19 protein-coding genes are annotated in these 17,914 nt (G+C 58.8%); 11 read left to right on the top strand and 8 right to left on the bottom strand.

Going from position 1 to position 17,914, the window contains the following annotated elements; genetic code table 11:
• Positions 1–71: 71 nt before the first annotated feature.
• A complete protein-coding gene (gene modF / locus ABFX35_RS02655; RefSeq protein WP_346079001.1) occupies positions 72–1,544 on the bottom strand; it encodes a molybdate ABC transporter ATP-binding protein ModF in 1,473 nt (490 codons plus the stop codon).
• Positions 1,545–1,636: 92 nt separating this feature from the next.
• Positions 1,637–2,428 carry a molybdenum-dependent transcriptional regulator gene (gene modE, locus ABFX35_RS02660; RefSeq protein ID WP_095845400.1) on the bottom strand — a complete coding sequence of 264 codons (792 nt, stop codon included), beginning with the start codon at positions 2,426–2,428 and terminating at the stop codon, positions 1,637–1,639.
• A gap of 174 nt (positions 2,429–2,602) precedes the next feature.
• On the opposite strand from modE, the gene ABFX35_RS02665 reads away from it, so the two are divergent.
• The 4 genes from ABFX35_RS02665 (at position 2,603) to modC (ending at position 5,497) form a co-directional block, all read left to right on the top strand.
• Positions 2,603–2,764 (top strand): AcrZ family multidrug efflux pump-associated protein, encoded by a 162-nt coding sequence (locus ABFX35_RS02665; protein ID WP_279026723.1) that lies wholly within the window; start codon positions 2,603–2,605, stop codon positions 2,762–2,764.
• Between the two features lie 179 nt (positions 2,765–2,943).
• The gene (modA, locus tag ABFX35_RS02670) at positions 2,944–3,717 is read left to right on the top strand and encodes a molybdate ABC transporter substrate-binding protein (protein ID WP_346079004.1); all 774 of its coding nucleotides are present in this window, start codon (positions 2,944–2,946) and stop codon (positions 3,715–3,717) included.
• On the top strand, positions 3,714–4,403 hold the full coding sequence (modB, locus tag ABFX35_RS02675; protein ID WP_095845398.1) for a molybdate ABC transporter permease subunit: 690 nt from the start codon (positions 3,714–3,716) through the stop codon (positions 4,401–4,403). The genes modA and modB overlap by 4 nt, the downstream gene beginning before the upstream one ends.
• A gap of 2 nt (positions 4,404–4,405) precedes the next feature.
• Positions 4,406–5,497, top strand: coding sequence for a molybdenum ABC transporter ATP-binding protein ModC (gene modC / locus ABFX35_RS02680; protein WP_346079006.1), 1,092 nt, complete (start codon positions 4,406–4,408; stop codon positions 5,495–5,497).
• Positions 5,498–5,819: 322 nt separating this feature from the next.
• On the opposite strand, the gene ABFX35_RS02685 is transcribed toward modC, so the two are convergent.
• Together ABFX35_RS02685 and ABFX35_RS02690 are read right to left on the bottom strand one after the other, a co-directional pair.
• Positions 5,820–6,641, bottom strand: a complete 822-nt coding sequence (locus tag ABFX35_RS02685) for a pyridoxal phosphatase (protein ID WP_121525259.1) — start codon at positions 6,639–6,641, stop codon at positions 5,820–5,822.
• Positions 6,642–6,731: 90 nt separating this feature from the next.
• A complete protein-coding gene (locus tag ABFX35_RS02690) occupies positions 6,732–8,288 on the bottom strand; it encodes an L-lactate permease (protein ID WP_279026713.1) in 1,557 nt (518 codons plus the stop codon).
• A 346-nt stretch (positions 8,289–8,634) separates the two neighbouring features.
• Here ABFX35_RS02690 and pgl point away from each other — a divergent pair, with 346 nt between their 5' ends.
• On the top strand, positions 8,635–9,630 hold the full coding sequence (gene pgl / locus ABFX35_RS02695; protein ID WP_346079008.1) for a 6-phosphogluconolactonase: 996 nt from the start codon (positions 8,635–8,637) through the stop codon (positions 9,628–9,630).
• Positions 9,631–9,683: 53 nt separating this feature from the next.
• Here the strand turns inward: pgl and ABFX35_RS02700 are convergent, their stop codons facing one another.
• The gene (locus tag ABFX35_RS02700; protein WP_095845393.1) at positions 9,684–10,166 is read right to left on the bottom strand and encodes a kinase inhibitor; all 483 of its coding nucleotides are present in this window, start codon (positions 10,164–10,166) and stop codon (positions 9,684–9,686) included.
• Between the two features lie 32 nt (positions 10,167–10,198).
• Positions 10,199–11,197 (bottom strand): CDF family Co(II)/Ni(II) efflux transporter DmeF, encoded by a 999-nt coding sequence (gene dmeF / locus ABFX35_RS02705; protein WP_346079009.1) that lies wholly within the window; start codon positions 11,195–11,197, stop codon positions 10,199–10,201.
• Positions 11,198–11,276: 79 nt separating this feature from the next.
• Here dmeF and ABFX35_RS02710 point away from each other — a divergent pair, with 79 nt between their 5' ends.
• A complete protein-coding gene (locus ABFX35_RS02710) occupies positions 11,277–11,552 on the top strand; it encodes a metal/formaldehyde-sensitive transcriptional repressor (protein WP_095845391.1) in 276 nt (91 codons plus the stop codon).
• A 2-nt stretch (positions 11,553–11,554) separates the two neighbouring features.
• Complete coding sequence (locus ABFX35_RS02715) at positions 11,555–11,956, top strand: YkvA family protein (RefSeq protein ID WP_341464482.1); 402 nt, start codon at positions 11,555–11,557, stop codon at positions 11,954–11,956.
• A gap of 27 nt (positions 11,957–11,983) precedes the next feature.
• Here the strand turns inward: ABFX35_RS02715 and bioA are convergent, their stop codons facing one another.
• Positions 11,984–13,258 carry an adenosylmethionine--8-amino-7-oxononanoate transaminase gene (gene bioA / locus ABFX35_RS02720; protein WP_346079011.1) on the bottom strand — a complete coding sequence of 425 codons (1,275 nt, stop codon included), beginning with the start codon at positions 13,256–13,258 and terminating at the stop codon, positions 11,984–11,986.
• 88 nt (positions 13,259–13,346) lie between these two features.
• On the opposite strand from bioA, the gene bioB reads away from it, so the two are divergent.
• From bioB to bioD, 4 genes are read left to right on the top strand one after another with little or no spacing between them, the layout of a single operon-like run.
• Positions 13,347–14,384, top strand: coding sequence for a biotin synthase BioB (gene bioB, locus ABFX35_RS02725; RefSeq protein WP_279026825.1), 1,038 nt, complete (start codon positions 13,347–13,349; stop codon positions 14,382–14,384).
• Positions 14,384–15,535: an 8-amino-7-oxononanoate synthase gene (bioF, locus tag ABFX35_RS02730; RefSeq protein ID WP_279026824.1), complete on the top strand. Its 1,152-nt coding sequence runs from the start codon at positions 14,384–14,386 to the stop codon at positions 15,533–15,535. Before bioB ends, bioF begins: the two co-directional genes overlap by 1 nt.
• The gene (gene bioC, locus ABFX35_RS02735; protein ID WP_346079014.1) at positions 15,519–16,286 is read left to right on the top strand and encodes a malonyl-ACP O-methyltransferase BioC; all 768 of its coding nucleotides are present in this window, start codon (positions 15,519–15,521) and stop codon (positions 16,284–16,286) included. Before bioF ends, bioC begins: the two co-directional genes overlap by 17 nt.
• Entirely contained in the window at positions 16,279–16,959 is a 681-nt protein-coding gene (gene bioD, locus ABFX35_RS02740; RefSeq protein ID WP_279026821.1) for a dethiobiotin synthase, read from the top strand. Before bioC ends, bioD begins: the two co-directional genes overlap by 8 nt.
• A gap of 43 nt (positions 16,960–17,002) precedes the next feature.
• On the opposite strand, the gene ABFX35_RS02745 is transcribed toward bioD, so the two are convergent.
• Positions 17,003–17,713: an ABC transporter ATP-binding protein gene (locus ABFX35_RS02745; protein WP_095845384.1), complete on the bottom strand. Its 711-nt coding sequence runs from the start codon at positions 17,711–17,713 to the stop codon at positions 17,003–17,005.
• Positions 17,714–17,914 lie beyond the last annotated feature (201 nt).

Raw genomic sequence — 17,914 nt, forward strand, 5'->3', positions numbered from 1 at the left:
CGGGATGTGCTGTAGCGAAGTGTTGCCAGATATGTCATCGGCTGCGCGGCATGGCCACGCAGCCGGAGCCGCTAAGCCAGTTTTTGGTGTTGGTAGCGATAGTGCTCGCCGTCGGGAATGAAGGCCAGGCGGTGGGTAATGCACTGCGGGGCATCTTCCGCATGGTGCGAGACAAACAGCAGTTGAGTCGAGCCCTGGCTTATCAGCACATCGACAAAGCGGCGCACCAACTGGCGATTGAGCGGATCAAGCCCCTGCAGCGGCTCGTCGAGGATCAGCAGCGCCGGGTGTTTGACCAGGGCGCGGGCGATCAGAACCAGGCGCTGTTGCCCCCAGGAAAGGCTGTGGAAGGGGGCATCCCCTTGGGCCTGGCTGAACCCCAGCAGCGCCAGCCATTGGCCCGCCAACTGGCGATGGCGATCGGACACCGCCTGATAGATACCGATCGAATCAAAGAAACCAGAGGTAATAACGTTGCGTACGCTGGCGCTGACGCGGTAGTCCAGATGCAGGCTGCTGCTGACATAGCCGATGTGGCGTTTGATATCCCAGATGGTTTCACCGCTGCCACGCCGGCGGCCGAACAGCGACAGATCGTTGCTGTAACCCTGTGGATGATCGCCGGTGATCAGGCTGAGCAGGGTGGATTTTCCTGCGCCGTTCGGCCCGATAATTTGCCAGTGTTCACCGTGGTTCACCTGCCAATCCAGGTGGTTGAGGATCGGTTGCTCGTTGTAGCTGACCACGCCGTCGCGCAGCACAATCAGCGGTTGATCCTGCGGTGGTTTGGTTTCCTGCGCTGGAGTTTCGGTTTCCGGCAGCGCCAGGCCGTCAAGGTGCTCACTGTGCGCCAACTGCGCCACCAGCGCTTCGGCCATCACCTCGGCGCGCGGGCCGGTGTTGGTCAAGGTGCAGTCCGCCAGCACGCCGACCTGCTGAACGAAATCCGGGATATCATCAAAGCGGTTCAGCACCAACACCAGCGTATAGCCCTGCTGCGACAGCGTGGCCAACAATGCCGACAACTGTGCCCGTGAGTTGACGTCCAGGCCGTCAAAGGGTTCATCCAGGATCAGTAAATCCGGCTGCGGCATCAGTGCGCGGCACAGCAGCGTTTTACGGGTTTCACCGGTGGAAAGGTATTTGAAGCGGCGGGAGAGCAGAGCGCTGATGCCAAACTGTGCGGCCAACTGCGCGCAACGGGCCGGATCTTGCACCTCTTCCTGGATGATTTCGCTGCAGGTTCGGCCCGTGTCGTCTTCGCCGGGGCTGAGCATATCAGTGTTGTTGCGCTGCCATTCTTCGCTGACCAGCTTTTGCAGTTGTTCGAATGAAATGCGCACCACGCGATGAAAGGTGCTGTGCTGCTCGCCGCGCAGCAGCACCAGTTCACCGGCCAGGGCGCGCGCCAGAGCAGACTTCCCACTGCCGTTGGCGCCGACAAACGCCCAACTGTCACCTGAATCAATGGTCAGCGCATCCAGCGCCAGCGTACGGGTATCACTAATGCGGAACGAACCTTGCGAAATCTGCAACGACGACATCAACTATTCCTTTTTATGCAATTTTATTCTTAGGAATAGGCGCTTCGGCCAGCGATGTCAATCGGCACGGGCGGCTTTTTACTCCGCCTGGGCTAGCACAGCGTGGCGATAATCACGCGATCGGCATTGAACAACGCGGTCACCGCCATGCCCGTGCTTAGCTGCAACTGCTGCAGTTCCTGATTGGTGAGCGTCGCGCACAGCGTTTCGCCGCCGGCCAGTTGCACCAGCACTTCACTGTGATCGGGGCCGGGCTGGATATGGCTTACGCAGCCCGGCAGATGATTATCCGCCGCGTGGGCTAACGCCGGATCGGTCGTCAGTTTCACCCAGGGCGCCTTGATTAACGCCAGCACTTCTTTGCCGGGAGCCAGTTGCAGGCGGTTGGCGCTTTGCTCCGTGAGCGCAACGGCCAGGTGGGTTTTGCCATCGGCCAACAGCAGGTTGACGTGCTGCTGAACCTGGTGGTGATCGCGTTCGATAACCGTGCCGAAGAACTGGTTACGGGCGCTGGTTTGCAGGGAAAAACGGGAGATGGCCGCCAACAGGCTATCCAGCGGCAGTTCATCCTGGCGCAGCACGTCGAACGCTTTCTGCTGGATCTGCGCCAGCAGATCGTAGAGCTGGATTAACCGCTGGCCATAATGGGTGACCTGCGCGCCGCCGCCCCCTTTGCCGCCGGTTACGCTTTCCACCACCGGGTGATCCGCCAGTTGGTTCATTTCATTAATCGCATCCCAGGCGCTTTTATAGCTGATGCCTGCCAGTTTGGCGCCCTGGCTGATGGAGCCAGAGTTCAGCACCTGTTTGAGCAATGCAATACGCCGCGGATCGGCAAAGAGCTTTTGCTGAAGTTTAATGGTGAGGAGGATTTCGGCCTGCATAACACATCCTGTTGGCTCAAAAGCGTTATTGTCGCTGATTTGGCGTTAACAACCAAATGAGCACGTTTGGCAGATGATAAATTTCACCTGGGCCTTAAAATGGCCACGTTTTATCTGTATTTTAGTGTAGAAACCAGAGACGGTTGTTTAAATCAGCAGTTAAGCGAGGCTACGATGCTGGAACTATTAAAAAGTCTGTTATTCGCCGTGGTAATGGTGCCGGTCGTGATGGCCATTATCCTTGGCCTGATCTATGGCCTGGGTGAGGTTTTCAACGTGTTGTCCAAAGTGGGCCATTCAAGCGAAAAATCCGGCCAGGCCACACAGCACAAATAACCGCTCCGCGGCACCGCCAATTTTGGGCATCACGGTGCCTTTTATTCCCCCCTCCCGGCGCACATTGCGTGCGTTCTTTGCGCCACCTCGCAAAAGCCATTCACTCTCTTTACAGTCAGCGCTATAGTCTTCATTATACAGCGCAGGGTGTGTTCGTTTGTTAATTGGCGGAGAAAACAATGAAAAAGCAATGGACCAAATGGATCGGCGGTATGGTATTGGCTTCCGGCATGGTGATGCAGGCGTCGGCGGCGGATAAAATCACGGTATTTGCAGCGGCTTCGTTGACCAATGCGCTGCAGGACATCGCGACACAGTATCAGCATGGCAAGGATGTGCAGGTTGTTTCTTCTTTCGCTTCTTCTTCCACGCTGGCGCGCCAGATTGAGCAAGGCGCGCCGGCCGATATGTTTATCTCTGCCGATCAGCAGTGGATGGATTACGCCATCGATAAACAGCAAATGGTGAAAGAGACCCGTTACACCCTGTTGGGCAATGAGCTAGTGCTGATCGCTGCACAAGACAGCAAACAGGATAAGCTGACCATTTCCAAACAGACTGACTGGGCCAAGCTGCTCAACGGCAGCCGCCTGGCGGTGGGCGATCCGGATCACGTGCCGGCGGGCATCTATGCCAAAGAAGCGTTAGGTAATCTTGGTGCCTGGGCGGCGCTGGAGCCTAAACTGGCGCGCGCCAATAATGTGCGCAGTGCGATGGCGCTGGTGGAACGCGGTGAAGCGCCGCTGGGCATTGTTTACGGTTCCGATGCCGTTGCCAGCAACAAGGTGAAAGTCGTCGGCGTCTTCCCGGAAGACAGCCACAAGCCGGTTGAATACCCAATGGCGATTGTTAAGGATCGCCAGACCCCTGCTGTCACCGCATTCTATGACTACCTGAAGGGCCCGGAAGCGGCCGCCGTGTTTAAAAAATATGGCTTTAGCCCGCGCCAATGATGCTGAGCGAGTATGAGTGGCAGGCGGTTGAACTGAGCCTCAAAGTCTCGGTGGTGGCGGTGATCGGCAGTTTGCCGCTGGGCATATTGATGGCCTGGATCCTGGTGCGTTGCCGTTTCCCCGGTAAATCGCTGCTGGACAGCGTGATTCACCTGCCGTTGGTGCTGCCGCCGGTGGTGATCGGCTATTTACTGCTGGTCGCCATGGGGCGGCGCGGCGTGATTGGCGAATGGCTGTATGACTGGTTTGGTTTTAGCTTCAGCTTTAGCTGGCGCGGCGCCGCACTGGCTTCTGCGGTGGTGGCGTTTCCGCTGATGGTGCGCGCCATCCGGCTGGCGTTGGAGGCGATCGATACCCGTTTGGAGCAGGCGGCGCGCACGCTGGGCGCCAATCCTTGGCGGGTGTTTTTCACTATTACGCTGCCGCTCTCCCTGCCGGGTATTATCGTCGGCGTGGTATTGGCCTTTGCCCGTTCGCTGGGGGAGTTTGGCGCCACCATTACCTTCGTTTCCAACATTCCGGGGGAAACCCGCACTATTCCGCTGGCGATGTATACCCTGATTGAAACGCCGGGGGCGGAAGCCGCGGCGGCGCGCCTGTGCGTGATAGCTATTGTGCTTTCCCTGGCTTCTTTGTTGATATCCGAATGGCTGTCCCGCTGGGGCCGTAAGCGGTTAGGGGTGTAGTCATGCTGGAACTGGATTTTTCGCAACGGCTTGGCGATCTTGATCTGCAGGTGAAAGCCAACCTGCCGGCGCACGGGATCACGGCCATTTTTGGGCTGTCCGGCGCCGGCAAAACCTCGCTGATTAACGCCGTCGGCGGCCTGACGCGGCCGCAACGCGGGCGTATTGTGCTTAACGGCCGGGCGTTGTTGGATACCGCCGCCGGGCTGTGTTTGCCGCCGGAAAAACGCCGCATCGGCTATGTTTTTCAGGATGCCCGCCTGTTCCCGCACTATCGGGTGCGCGGCAATCTGCAATATGGCATGGCTGCGGCTATGCGCAGCCAGTTTGATGCCATCGTCGAGCTGCTGGGGATTGCGCCGCTGTTGAACCGCCTGCCGATGACGTTGTCCGGCGGTGAAAAACAGCGCGTGGCGATTGGCCGGGCGTTGTTAACAGCGCCTGAGGTGCTGTTGATGGACGAGCCGCTGGCATCGCTTGATCAGCCGCGCAAGCGTGAGCTGCTGCCCTATCTGGAACGCTTGGCGCAGGATGTGAAGATCCCGATTCTCTACGTCAGCCACAGCATGGAAGAAATTCTGCGTCTTGCTGAACAGGTGATGGTGCTGGATCAGGGAAAAGTGCGTGCGTTTGGCGCACTGGAAGACGTCTGGGCCAGCAGCGTACTGCGGCCGTGGCTGCAACAGGCGGATCAAAGCAGCGTGCTTAATGTGCGCGTTATGGAGCACCATTCCCACTATGCGATGACGGCGCTCGGGGTTGGGGATTATCCCTTATGGGTGGGGCGCATTCAGGCGCCGATTGGCACGGCGTTACGTGTCCGTGTTAATGCTGCCGATGTTTCTTTGGTGCTGCAGCCCCCGCTGAACAGCAGTATTCGCAATGTGCTGCCGGCGCAGGTGCTTGAATGCCTGGATGTGGACGAGCAGGTGGAGGTGAAGCTGGCCGTGGGGGATAATGTACTCTGGGCGCGGATCACACCATGGGCGCGCGATGAACTGGCGATCCAGCCAGGGATGAAGCTGTATGCACAGGTGAAAAGCGTAGCGATTAGTCGAGAACGGCCTCACCCTCACCCCAACCCTCTCCCGTAGGGAGAGGGAGCAGCCAGAGCTGGGTTTAGTTCCGGACCTAAATCTCGCTCTCTGTCAGTCTAGTGAGTTGTTTGCCCCCACACCAGCAATCTCCCGCAGGGAGAGGGAGCAGCCGGAGTTGGGTTTGGGTTCCGGGGCTAAATCTCGCCCTCACCCCAGCCCTCTCCCGTAGGGAGAGGGAGCAGCCAGAGTTGGGTTTAGGTTCCGGGCCTAAATCTCGTTCTCTGTAGCGATAGAGAAGAGAAATACCACTTTACATAAGTTGGTAGTTGGCTGGTTGCCGGCCTAGATACTCCCCCTGCGGTTTGGGGGAGGGAAGGCGTTATGCCAGAACTCGGGTGCGGATCACTTCGGCGATGCCTGGCTGCAGATGATCGGCGATCACCAAATCGGCGCGTTCCTTGATTGCATCATCCGCGTTGCCCATTGCGACGCCAAGCCCGGCCGTTTCCAGCATGCTTAGATCGTTATAGTTATCGCCGAACGCCACAACCTGATCCATGCTCAAACCTTGGGATTCCACCCACTGGCGCAGGCGCTTGCCTTTGCTGTTGCCGCTTTTGGCGACGTCCACCTGATCGTGCCATGACCATTCGCAGGCCAGCCCCAGCTCTTTCTCAACCGTTTCGGCAAAGGTGCGCAAGGCCGGGATATCGTTATGCGAGGTAGCGAACTTCCAGATTGCCTGCGCGTCGTCGGTTGCCTGCATCAGGCTATCAACCTGCAGCAACGTTGGGCGATGCGCCGTTGGCAGGGTTTCGGCCCAGGCCAGCGAACGGGTGACGTGGCCGGTTTCTTCCTGATACAGCATGGCATCGTCCACATACATCAGCCCGTGGATGCGGCTCTGCTTAAGCAACTGCAACACCTGCTGCGCCTGCGCTTTTGGCAGCGGATCGGCATCCAGTACCTTTTGCTGATGGATGTCGTAGAGGTAGGTGCCGTTGCAGCAAATAGCCGGGGTATCAAGCTGTAACGCATGGTAGAACGGATAGATAGCCACGTGATGGCGGCCGGTCACCACCACCACTTTAATCCCGGCTGCCTGTGCCGCCGCCAGCGCTTCAAGCGATTGGGGCAAGATCCGTTTTTGTTTGTCCAACAAGGTGCCGTCCAAATCGAGGGCAATAACGCGATAGCTCATAGCGTGTCTCATTAATTGTCAGCGAAATAATCAACCGATGGTACACCGTCTCACCCCCGGATAAAACCGTAATACCCGCCGCGCTTTCCGCTATGCCATAAACAGGTAATACACCAGGCCCACCTTCAGGCCGAGAATAATGATATAGGCCGCGCAGTACTTCAGGGTGCCGGCCATGATGGCGCTGCCCTGGCCTTCCATACGCGTGGCGGAAACGGCAATGGCGATACTCTGTGGGGAGATCATTTTGCCGCCGGTTGCGCCAGAGGTGTTGGCGGCCGCCAGCCACAGCGGATCGACATGCAGTTTTTCCGCCGCCGCGGTTTGCAGTTTGCCGAACAGCACGTTGGAGTTGGTGTCGCTACCGGTGACAAAGGTGCCCAGCGCGCCGATGACCGGTGCGATAAACAGATAAGCGCCGCCGGTGGTGTTAACCATGGTTTGCGCCAGCGTGGCGATAACTCCACTGACGTCCATCACGGTGGCCATCGCCACGATTGCGGTAATGGCGATGATGGAGTTCTTCAACTGTTTTACGGTGCCCCAAAAGGTCTTGAGCATGTCAGGCAGAGACGCGCCCTGGATAAAACCGCCCAACAGGGTAGCGATGATAATCAGTACCCCAGGCGTGGCGATCCAGTCGATTTTGAGCTTGAGCGCACCGCCGTTGGCCAACGGCAACGCCAGGCTGGAGGCCACCTGCGCCACGGCGCTTTTGATGCCGGGAAACAGCGGTGAGCACAGCAGGATAAAGACGAAAATCAGCAGGTAAATGGCGCAGGCCTGCAGCAGTTGGGGCAGGGTATAGCGGGGGCGGGCAGATAACGCCGTGCTGGCGATGCGGTAGGCGTCGTCAACCGCCGCGCCCTTGCGCCTTTTGGCCAACAGCGCGACGGCCAGCAGGCTCACCAGGCTGCCGGCGAACGCCGGCAGTTCGGCCCCCAGGTGAACCGCGACGAAATATTGCGGGATCAGGGTGGTGATACCGCACAGCAAGGTGATGCCAAATACGCCACGGATGGCTTTAACCCCGCCGCCGATGATCGCGACGATCACAAAAGGCAGCAAAATATTAAATAACGCCAGTTGGGCGATAATCGTCCCACCCAGCGCGGTGACCGGTAGATTGACCTGCTCGGCCAGAATAGAAACCGGGATACCTACCGCGCCAAACGCGGTTGGCACCGTGTTGGCCACCAGCGAGGCGATGGCGGCTTTAAGCGGGTTGAACCCGAGCGCGATCAAAATCCCGATGGGGATCGCCACCGCCGTGCCGTAACCGGCGGCCGCTTCCAGAAAGCCGCCGAAGCACCAGGAAATCAGCAGCACCTGAATACGCTTATCATCACTGATGCTGGCCAGTACATCCCGCAGTACGTCCATGCTGCGCGTTTTCAGCATCAGGTTATAGCTGTAAATCGCCCCCAGGATCACGATGATAATCGGCCACAGCCCTTTGATGAAACCGTAGATAACCGCCGATGTCAGGGTTTGCAACGGGGTGTGCCAGAAAAAGGCGGCCACGCCTAAAGAAAGCAGGAGGGTAACAATAACGGCGTAGTGGATAGGTGTCTTGACCTTAAGAATTAAAAATATCATGACTAAAAGCGGGGAAACCCCCAGCAGAAACTGCAGATATTCTTGCATAAAGCTCCCTAACTGCGCAGGCGAAAAATTATTAGTATGATGATTTAACCGGTTGTTTTTGTAGCGTGAAAATAGGTTCAAATCAGGGGGCTGGATCGCTTCAGGGGAAAAAATGCAAAAAAAGACGCATTTTTAAAAAAATATTTATCAAGAATATTATTTATCTTTTATTAATAACTTTGATGAATTTTTGGGTTATTTAACCGAGAGCAAGCGGGCAAATAAATTGGCTATAAACGCCGCAATGCGCACGCACACCGATAGCCGACGGCCGGCGCCTGAGGTAAGCTAAGGAAAACCGCAAAAATGAAACCGGTTTCTCTTTTACCCTGTTCAAGGAGCCCAAATGAAGCAAATCGTTTATGTCGCCAGCCCAGAAAGCCAGCAGATTCACGTATGGCAATTGGATGATGCCGGTGCGTTGGCACTGCTGCAGACCGTTGACGTACCCGGGCAGGTGCAGCCGATCGCCATTCATCCGGACAAACGCTATCTGTACGTTGGCGTCCGCCCCGCCTTTGGCGTGGTGAGCTACCGTATCGAAGAGGACGGCAGGCTGCAGGAGGCCGGGATGGCGCCGTTGCCGGGGGGGCCGACGCATATTTCCACCGATTTGCAGGGGCGTTATTTGTTCTCGGTTTCATACAGCGGCAACTGCGCCAGCGTCAGCCCGATCGGCGAAGATGGCGTTGTGGCCGCGCCGCTGCAGGAAATCAACGGCTTGACGGCGCCGCACTCGGCGAATATCGATCCGACCAACCAACTGGTGCTGATCCCGTGCCTGAAGGAAGACCGCATTCGCCTGTTCGATCTAAGCCCACAAGGGCAACTGGCGCCCCATAGCCAGCCAGAGATCGACGCCGCCAGCGGCGCCGGCCCACGCCACATGGCTTTCCATCCTAATCAACGTTATGCGTATTGCGTTAATGAACTGGACAGCACGGTGGATGTGCTGGCGATCGGCGAAGACGGCAAAAAATACACCACGGTGCAGACGCTCGACGTTATGCCCGCGGATTTCAGCGGCACCCGTTGGGCGGCGGATATCCACATCACGCCGGATGGCCGCTTCCTGTATACCAGCGATCGCACCGCCAGCATTCTGACGATTTTCCGCGTGGCGCAAGACGGCAGCGCGCTGAGCGTCGTCGGGCACCACCCTACGGAACAGCAGCCGCGCGGCTTTAATATCGATCACAGTGGGCGTTATGTGATTTCCGCCGGGCAGCAGTCCGACCATATTGCGGTCTATGCGATTAATAGCGCGGATGGCACATTGAAAACGCTGGCGCGTTATCCGGTGGGTAAAGGCCCGATGTGGGTAAGCATTCTGGCGCAGTAAGGCCGTAAGATTGAGGGCGCAACGGCGTTGCGCCCTGATTATTATTCGCGGGGTTAGCTGTAGATTACCGTCAGTGCCGCACTGCCCAGCGTATGGAAGTGCACGTTAAAGCCCACCAGAGCGCCGCTTGAACCTTCATCAACGTCAATGTGATCGACATCCAGCGCGTATACCGTGAACTGGTAGCGGTGGCTTTCGCCCTGTGGCGGCGCTGCGCCGCCATAGCCGGCTTTGCCGAAGTCGGTGCGGCCCTGCACTGCACCCGCCGGCAGCCCCGGTTTGCCCGAGCCGGCCCCTTGCGGCAGCTCACGCACGTCGGCCGGGATATTGGCGACGGTCCAGTGCCACCAGCCGGAACCGGTCGGCGCATCGGGATCGTAAGCGGTGATCACAAAACTTTTAGTGCCTTCCGGCGCCCCATCCCAGGCCAGGTGCGGCGAAAGGTTCTCGCCCTGATAGCCCATGCCATTGAACACCTGCTTTTCAGGCATTTTGGCGCCGTCTTGCAGATCATTACTGTACAAACGAAAAGCCATGATGACTCCTGGTTGTCGAGAAAAGCGAACTCTTAAACTAGATCGTTTTGCCTGAACAATACAACCGTTGGCGTTGGGTGGCTGATTTCCACCGTGATATGCACCAACGCATTGTGCGCGCGCAGCAATTGGCGCACGCGTTCGGGCGTGAGAGTAGCATCTGGGCTGCTTAGCGCCAATATGCAGTGATATTTCCCTTTGCCGATGCGGCCCAGGTGCAGATCGGTCAGGGTTAATTTATAGCCGGAGTGGGCCAGCGTGTCTTTAATTTCCTCAACCAGCGGGTTATCCATTTCGGCATCCAGCAGGATCTTTCCCGTTTCACGCAGCAGGCTATAGGCCCAAGCGGCAACCAACCCGGCACCGACGATCCCGATCAGTGGATCAAGCCAGGCGGCGCCCCATAGCAGGCCGCCCACCAGCGCCAGAATGGCCAGCACCGAGGTGGCGGCGTCGGCCAGCACGTGCACATAGGCCGAGCGCAGGTTGAGATCTTCGCCGTGGCCGTGATGATGCCCATGCCCATGCCCATGCCCATGCCCATGCCCATGCCCATGCCCATGCCCGTGATCCGGCGTCGCACGCAACAGCCAGGCGCAAATCAGGTTAACCGCCAGCCCGGCAACGCCAATGGCGATGGCTTCACTGTAGTGGATCGGCGTTGGCGCGAAGAGGCGTTCGACAGACTGGAACAGCATCAACACGGCAACCACCACCAGTAGAACCGCGCTGGTATAGCCTGCCAGCACTTCGATTTTCCAGGTGCCGAGGCTGAAGCGGCGGTTATTCGCCAACCTGCGGGCGGCAGTATAGGCCAACACGGAAAGCCCCATTGCCAGCGCGTGTGAACTCATGTGCCAACCGTCCGCCAGTAGCGCCATCGAGTTGAACAACCAACCGCAGACGATCTCGATGACCATCATTGCCGCGGTGAGGATAGCCGCCCAACGGGTGTGCTTTTCTGCCAATGGATTCCCATCGTCAAAAGTGTGATTATGTTGTGGCCGGACGGTTAATGTGGATGAAGGCATAATGACAAGTCCCTACGTCATGGGTGAATGATAAATTATACTATACCCCAGTATAGTAGTTAACAAACGGAAATCGTTTATGAGCCATACGATCAAAGATCAAAAGAAGCTATTGGCGCGGGTGCGTCGCATCAAAGGGCAGGCTGATGCGCTGGAGCGCGCGTTGGAGAGCGGGAGTGAATGTTCTGAGATCCTGCAACAAATTGCGGCGGTACGCGGCGCGGTTAATGGCTTGATGGCTCAGGTATTGGAAGGACACGTGCGCAATCATCTGGCGGCGGAAGACGCAACGCCCCAGCAGCGCGAGCAGGACGTTGAACAACTGATGTCCGTTTTACGCACTTATATGAAATAACCATGATCTCTTTTAAAAAACGTTCGCCTTGGTTTGGCTGGCTGCGCCGCTGGGCCAACGGCATCAAACGCGACATTTATGCATTGTGGTTGGCCGCGCGCGATCGGCGCACGCCCTGGTATGCCAAACTTATCGCCTTGTTGGTGGCGGGTTATGCCGTATCGCCTATCGATCTGATCCCGGATTTTATCCCGGTATTCGGCTATCTGGATGACGTGATCCTGGTGCCGCTCGGCATCATGCTGGCGGTGCGTCTTATCCCAAAACCATTGATGCAGGAGTTCCGCGCCAGGGCGCAAAAGCGTATGGATAATCCTACCGGCCGCCTGGCGATGGTGGTGATTATTACGCTATGGATCCTGTGCCTGGTTTGGCTGGCCCGTTACTTGAACCAGCATTGGTAGCGACAGGCCCCGGGCGGGGCCTGTCCGTCAGCGCACGGCTTCGGCAACCGCGGCCGTGAGCCGGCTGAGCTGTTCGGGCTGAATGATATAGGGCGGCATCAGGTAGATGAGCTTGCCGAACGGCCTGATCCACACGCCGCGCGCGACAAAGCCTTTCTGCAACTGCGCCACATCCACCGCATCATGCATCTCAACCACGCCGATGGCGCCCAGTACGCGCACGTCGGCCACTTTCGGCATGTGCGCCAGCGGCAACAACTGCTGTTTCAGCTGCGTTTCGATCGCTGCAACCTGCTGCTGCCAACGGTTCTCCGCCAGTAAATCCAGACTGGCGCAAGCCACCGCGCACGCCAGCGGGTTGCCCATAAATGTTGGCCCGTGCATAAAACAGCCCGCCGCGCCGTTGCTGATGGTTTCCGCCACCTGTCGGCTGGTTAGGGTGGCGGATAACGTCATGTAGCCGCCGGTCAGCGCCTTGCCCAGGCACAGAATATCCGGCACCACCGCGGCGTGTTCGCAGGCGAACAGCGTGCCGGTGCGGCCAAAGCCGGTGGCGATTTCATCGGCAATCAATAGCACCTGATGGCGTTCGCACAGTTCGCGCACGCGTTGTAAGTAGGTGGGGTGGTAGATACGCATGCCGCCGGCGCCTTGCACCACTGGCTCCAGAATCACCGCGGCAATCTCGCCGGCATGCTGTTCCAGCAGTTGTTTGAACGGGGTGATATCCTGCTCATCCCAAACGCCGCCGAACCGGCTCTGTGGGGCGCGTGCAAACAGGTGCGGCGCCAGATAGCCCTGATACAGGCTATGCATGGAGTTATCCGGATCGCACACCGACATGGCGCCCAGCGTGTCGCCGTGGTAGCCATGGCGCAGCGTCAGGAAGCGCTGCCGGCGTTCGCCTTTCGCCTGCCAATATTGCAAGGCCATTTTCATCGCCACTTCTACCGCCACCGAGCCGGAATCTGCCAGGAATACGCATTCCAACCGTTCGGGCGTCATTGCCACCAATTTTTGGCACAGCGCAATCGCGCTTGGATGGGTAATACCGCCAAACATCACGTGCGCCATTTTTTCCAATTGCTGGCAGGCGGCCTGGTTCAGGCGCGGGTGGTTATAGCCGTGGATCGCCGCCCACCAGGATGACATGCCGTCCACCAAACGCCGCCCGTCGGCCAACTGCAGCTCTACGCCGCTGGCGGCTTCCACCGGGTAGCAGGGTAATGGATGGCTCATTGAGGTGTAGGGGTGCCAGATGTGGCGCCGATCAAATTCGAGCGCCGAAGGGGATAGCGACATACTTGTAAACCAATTTGATTACCGAATGGTTGACAGTATATCCACAATATTTAAACTGACGAGACTTTTTTATTTTGGAGACGCCATTATGGCTGACCGCATTCACTGGACCGTAGGGCGTGCCCAAGCCCTGTTTGAAAAACCTTTGCTTGAGCTGTTGTTTGAAGCGCAAACCGTGCACCGTCAGCACTTCGACCCACGCCAGGTGCAGGTGAGCACGCTGCTGTCGATCAAAACCGGCGCCTGCCCGGAAGACTGCAAATATTGCCCGCAAAGCTCACGCTACAAGACCGGGCTGGAAGCCGAACGCCTGATGCAGGTGGAACAGGTGCTGGTTTCGGCGCGTAAGGCCAAGGCCGCCGGCTCTACCCGTTTTTGCATGGGCGCCGCCTGGAAAAACCCGCACGAGCGCGATATGCCTTACCTGCAACAAATGGTGCAGGGCGTGAAGGCCATGGGGCTGGAAACCTGCATGACGCTGGGCACCCTGAATAACGATCAGGCGGAGCGGCTGGCGGAAGCCGGGCTGGATTATTACAACCACAACCTGGACACTTCACCGGAATTCTACGGCAACATCATCACCACCCGCAGCTATCAGGAGCGCCTGGATACGCTGGAAAAAGTGCGTGAAGCCGGTATCAAAGTCTGCTCCGGCGGCATTGTCGGGCTGGGGGAGACGGTGCGCGATCGTGCCGGCCTGCTGGTGCAGTTGGCCAATCTGCCAAAACCACCGGAAAGCGTGCCGATCAACATGCTGGTGAAGGTTAAGGGCACGCCGTTGGCGGATAACGAAGACGTTGATCCGTTTGATTTTATCCGCACTATCGCCGTGGCGCGCATTATGATGCCGTCTTCCTACGTGCGGCTGTCCGCCGGGCGTGAACAGATGAATGAACAGACCCAGGCCATGTGCTTTATGGCCGGCGCCAACTCTATATTCTACGGTTGCAAGCTGCTGACTACGCCAAACCCCGAAGAAGATAAAGACCTGCAGCTATTCCGCAAGCTGGGGCTGAACCCACAGCAAACCGAAACCGAGCACGGCGATAATCAACAGCAGCAGGTGCTGGCGCAGCAGTTGCTGAATGCCGATACGGCTGAATATTACAACGCGGCACTATAATGGACTGGCAGCAGCGTATTGCCCAGGGGCTGGAAGCGCGGCGGCAAGCCGCTGCCTATCGCAGCCGGCAGGTTAACCAGGGGGGAAATGGCCGCCTGATTCAGCTTAACGGCGAACATTACCTCAATTTCTCCGGTAATGATTATCTCGGCCTGAGCCAGGATGAGGCGGTTATCGCCGCCTGGCAGCAGGGCGCGCGGCGCTATGGCGTAGGCAGCGGCGGCTCCGGCCACGTGACCGGCTATAGCGAAGCCCATTACGCGCTGGAGCAGCAGCTTGCAGCATGGCTTGGCTACCCGCGTGCGCTGTTGTTCATTTCCGGCTATGCGGCCAATCAGGCGTTGCTGGCGGCGTTGATGCAGGCGGACGATCGCATTTTGGCGGATAAGCTGAGCCATGCCTCGTTACTGGAAGCGGCCGCTCACTCACCCGCGCAACTGCGGCGTTTTCACCACAACCAGTCCGCGGCGCTGGCGGCTCTGCTGGATAAACCCTGCAACGGCCAGACGCTGGCGGTGACCGAAGGGGTATTCAGCATGGACGGCGACAGCGCGCCGCTGGCTGAATTGCACCGTTTAACCCGACGGGCGGGCGCCTGGCTGATGGTTGACGACGCACACGGCATCGGCGTGTGCGGCGAGCAGGGCCGAGGCAGTTGCTGGCAGCAGGGGGTACGGCCGGAAGTGTTGGTGGCGACCTTCGGCAAAGCATTCGGCGTCAGCGGCGCCGCGGTGCTGTGCGACGAACCGCTGGCCGAGTACCTGCTGCAGTTTGCCCGCCACCTGATTTACAGCACTGCCATGCCGCCGGCACAGGCCTGCGCGCTGCAGGCGGCGTTGCAGCGTATCCAGCAGGGCGATGCGTTGCGCGCGCGCCTTCAGGCGCATATTCAGCGCTTCCGCGCCGGCGTGGCGGGCATGCCGCTCACGCTCACCGATTCGCAAACCGCCATCCAGCCGCTGCTGGTGGGGGATAACCAGCGGGCGCTCGATCTGGCCCAGCGCCTGCGGGCGCAAGGCCTGTGGGTGAGCGCCATCCGCCCGCCAACGGTACCGCCGGGCGGCGCGCGGCTGCGCATCACCCTGACGGCGGCGCACCAGCCACAGGATGTCGATCGCCTGCTGGAGGTGCTGCATGCCGTCAGCGTTTGACGCCGTCAATAAACTGGCGGTCGCTTCGGCCTTCAGCCGCGCCGCCGGCAGCTACGACGCCGCGGCTGTCCTGCAACGCAGCGTTGGTGAACGCTTACTGGGGATGGGGGCGGCGCACGCCGGCCGCCACGTATTGGATGCCGGCTGCGGCACCGGCTATTTCAGTTGCCGCTGGCGCGAACAGGGGAAACGGGTCACCGCGCTCGATCTGGCCCCCGGCATGTTGGCTTACGCCCGCCAACAACAGGCAGCCGACGATTACCTGCTGGGGGATATCGAACACATCCCGTTGCCGGACGCCGTGGTGGATATCTGCTTCAGCAGCCTGGTGATGCAATGGTGCGCCAGCCTGCCGCAGGCGCTGGCGGAGCTGTATCGGGTCACCCGTCCCGGCGGGGTGATCCTGTTTTCCACCCTGGCGCAAGGTTCTTTGTATGAACTGGGGGACGCCTGGCAACAGGTGGACGGCGAGCGCCACGTGAATGATTTTCTGCCGCTGGCGCAGATAGGCGCCGCCTGCGGTACCTATCGCCATCAGTTGCAGGCCGCCTGGCAAACCCTGGACTACCCGGATGTCGTGGCGCTGATGCGCTCGCTGAAAGGCATCGGCGCGACGCACCTGCACGGCGGGCGCGGGGCCGGGCTGCTTTCTCGTCGGCGGCTGGCGGCATTGCAGGCTGCTTACCCTCGCCAACACGGGCAGTTTCCGCTGAGTTATCATTTAGCCTATGGAGTCATTTATCGTGATTAAGCGTTGGTTTATCACCGGGACGGATACCGAAGTGGGGAAAACCGTGGCCAGCAGCGCGCTGCTGCAGGCGGCGAACCAGCAAGGGTACCGCAGCGCGGGCTATAAGCCGGTGGCTTCCGGCAGCGTGATGACGGCGCAGGGGCTGCGCAACGATGACGCGCTGGCGCTGCAAGCCAACAGCGGCATCACGCTGGATTATGGCGAAGTGAATCCTTACACCTTCGCCGAGCCGACATCGCCGCACATCGTCAGCGCCGCTGAAGCGCGGCCAATCGATCCGGCACATTTATCCGCCGGGCTGCGTCATCTGGAGCAGCGTGCAGACTGGCTGCTGGTTGAAGGGGCTGGCGGTTGGTTCACCCCGCTGTCGGAAAGCTATACCTTTGCTGATTGGGTAAAGGCGGAACGGCTGCCGGTGATTTTGGTGGTGGGCGTTAAGCTGGGTTGCATCAACCATGCGGTGTTGACTGCACAAGCCATTGCGCAGGCGGGGTTAACATTAGCCGGTTGGATTGCGAATGATGTGGTGGCGCCTGGGGTTCGTCATCAGGAATACCTGGCAACCCTGCGCCGGATGCTGGCTGCGCCGTTGTTGGGGGAGATCCCGCATTTGCCGCAGATTGAGCGGCAGCCGCTTGGCCAGTATCTAGATTTAGGGGCGTTGCCGGCCTGAACCATAATAGCAGGGCGCAGCGTACACGTTGCGCCCTGTTTGTTTACACTGCCAGATAGGCATTAATCAATTCCTCATCCAACTGTTCCAGCGTGCCATTAGCCACGTTGCGGCCTTTATCCATCAGGCAGAAGCGATCTGCCACGCGGCGTACGAACGGCAATGAATGTTCCACCAGCAGGATGGTCATCCCCAGCTCGCGGTTGATTTTACGGATCACATTGGTGATATCCGCCGCGATGGACGGCTGAATGCCGGCCGTCGGCTCATCCAGAATCATCAGTTCCGGCTCCAGCACCAGCGCGCGGCCAATCGCCAACAACTGCTGTTCGCCGTCGCACAAATCGCCGGCGCGGCGGGAGCGCATATCGTACAGATTGGGGAACAGATCATAGACCAACGGCGGGATACGATGCGGTTTATCGCGCCCCGCCATCAACGCCACCTGCAGGTTTTCTTCCACGCTAAACTGGGAAAAAATTTGTCGCCCTTGCGGCACATAGCTGATACCCAGCGCCGCGCGGGTTTCCACCGGCTGTTGCAGCAGGTTTTGCGGCGGCGCGTCCGTAGGCTGCCAGGTCATACTGCCGCTGACCACCGGCAAGTGGCCCATGATGCAGTTGACCAGCGTGGTTTTGCCCACGCCGTTGCGGCCAAGCAGGGTGGTGCATTGGCCGCGCGGCAGCTCCAGGTTGATATCCCACAGCGTATGATTTTGTCCGTAATACTGATTTAACGACCTTAAACTTAACATCGGCATTCTCCTCAAAGGCCTGGCACTTGTGGATGTACGCCTCAATGGCGCTGGCGTAACGCCGGTATGGCAATCCAACGTCAACGTCCTGAGTGTATCCACACTCCTTAACTGTACTCGCCGCGTTAGCGGTTTCTTTCCCAAGTGTATTAACGGCCAGAATAAAATGCCGTTCCGGCTACCGTGGGTGGTTAGCGCAGA

It is taken from the genome of Gibbsiella dentisursi (assembly GCF_039539505.1).
Lineage (GTDB): Bacteria > Pseudomonadota > Gammaproteobacteria > Enterobacterales > Enterobacteriaceae > Gibbsiella > Gibbsiella quercinecans.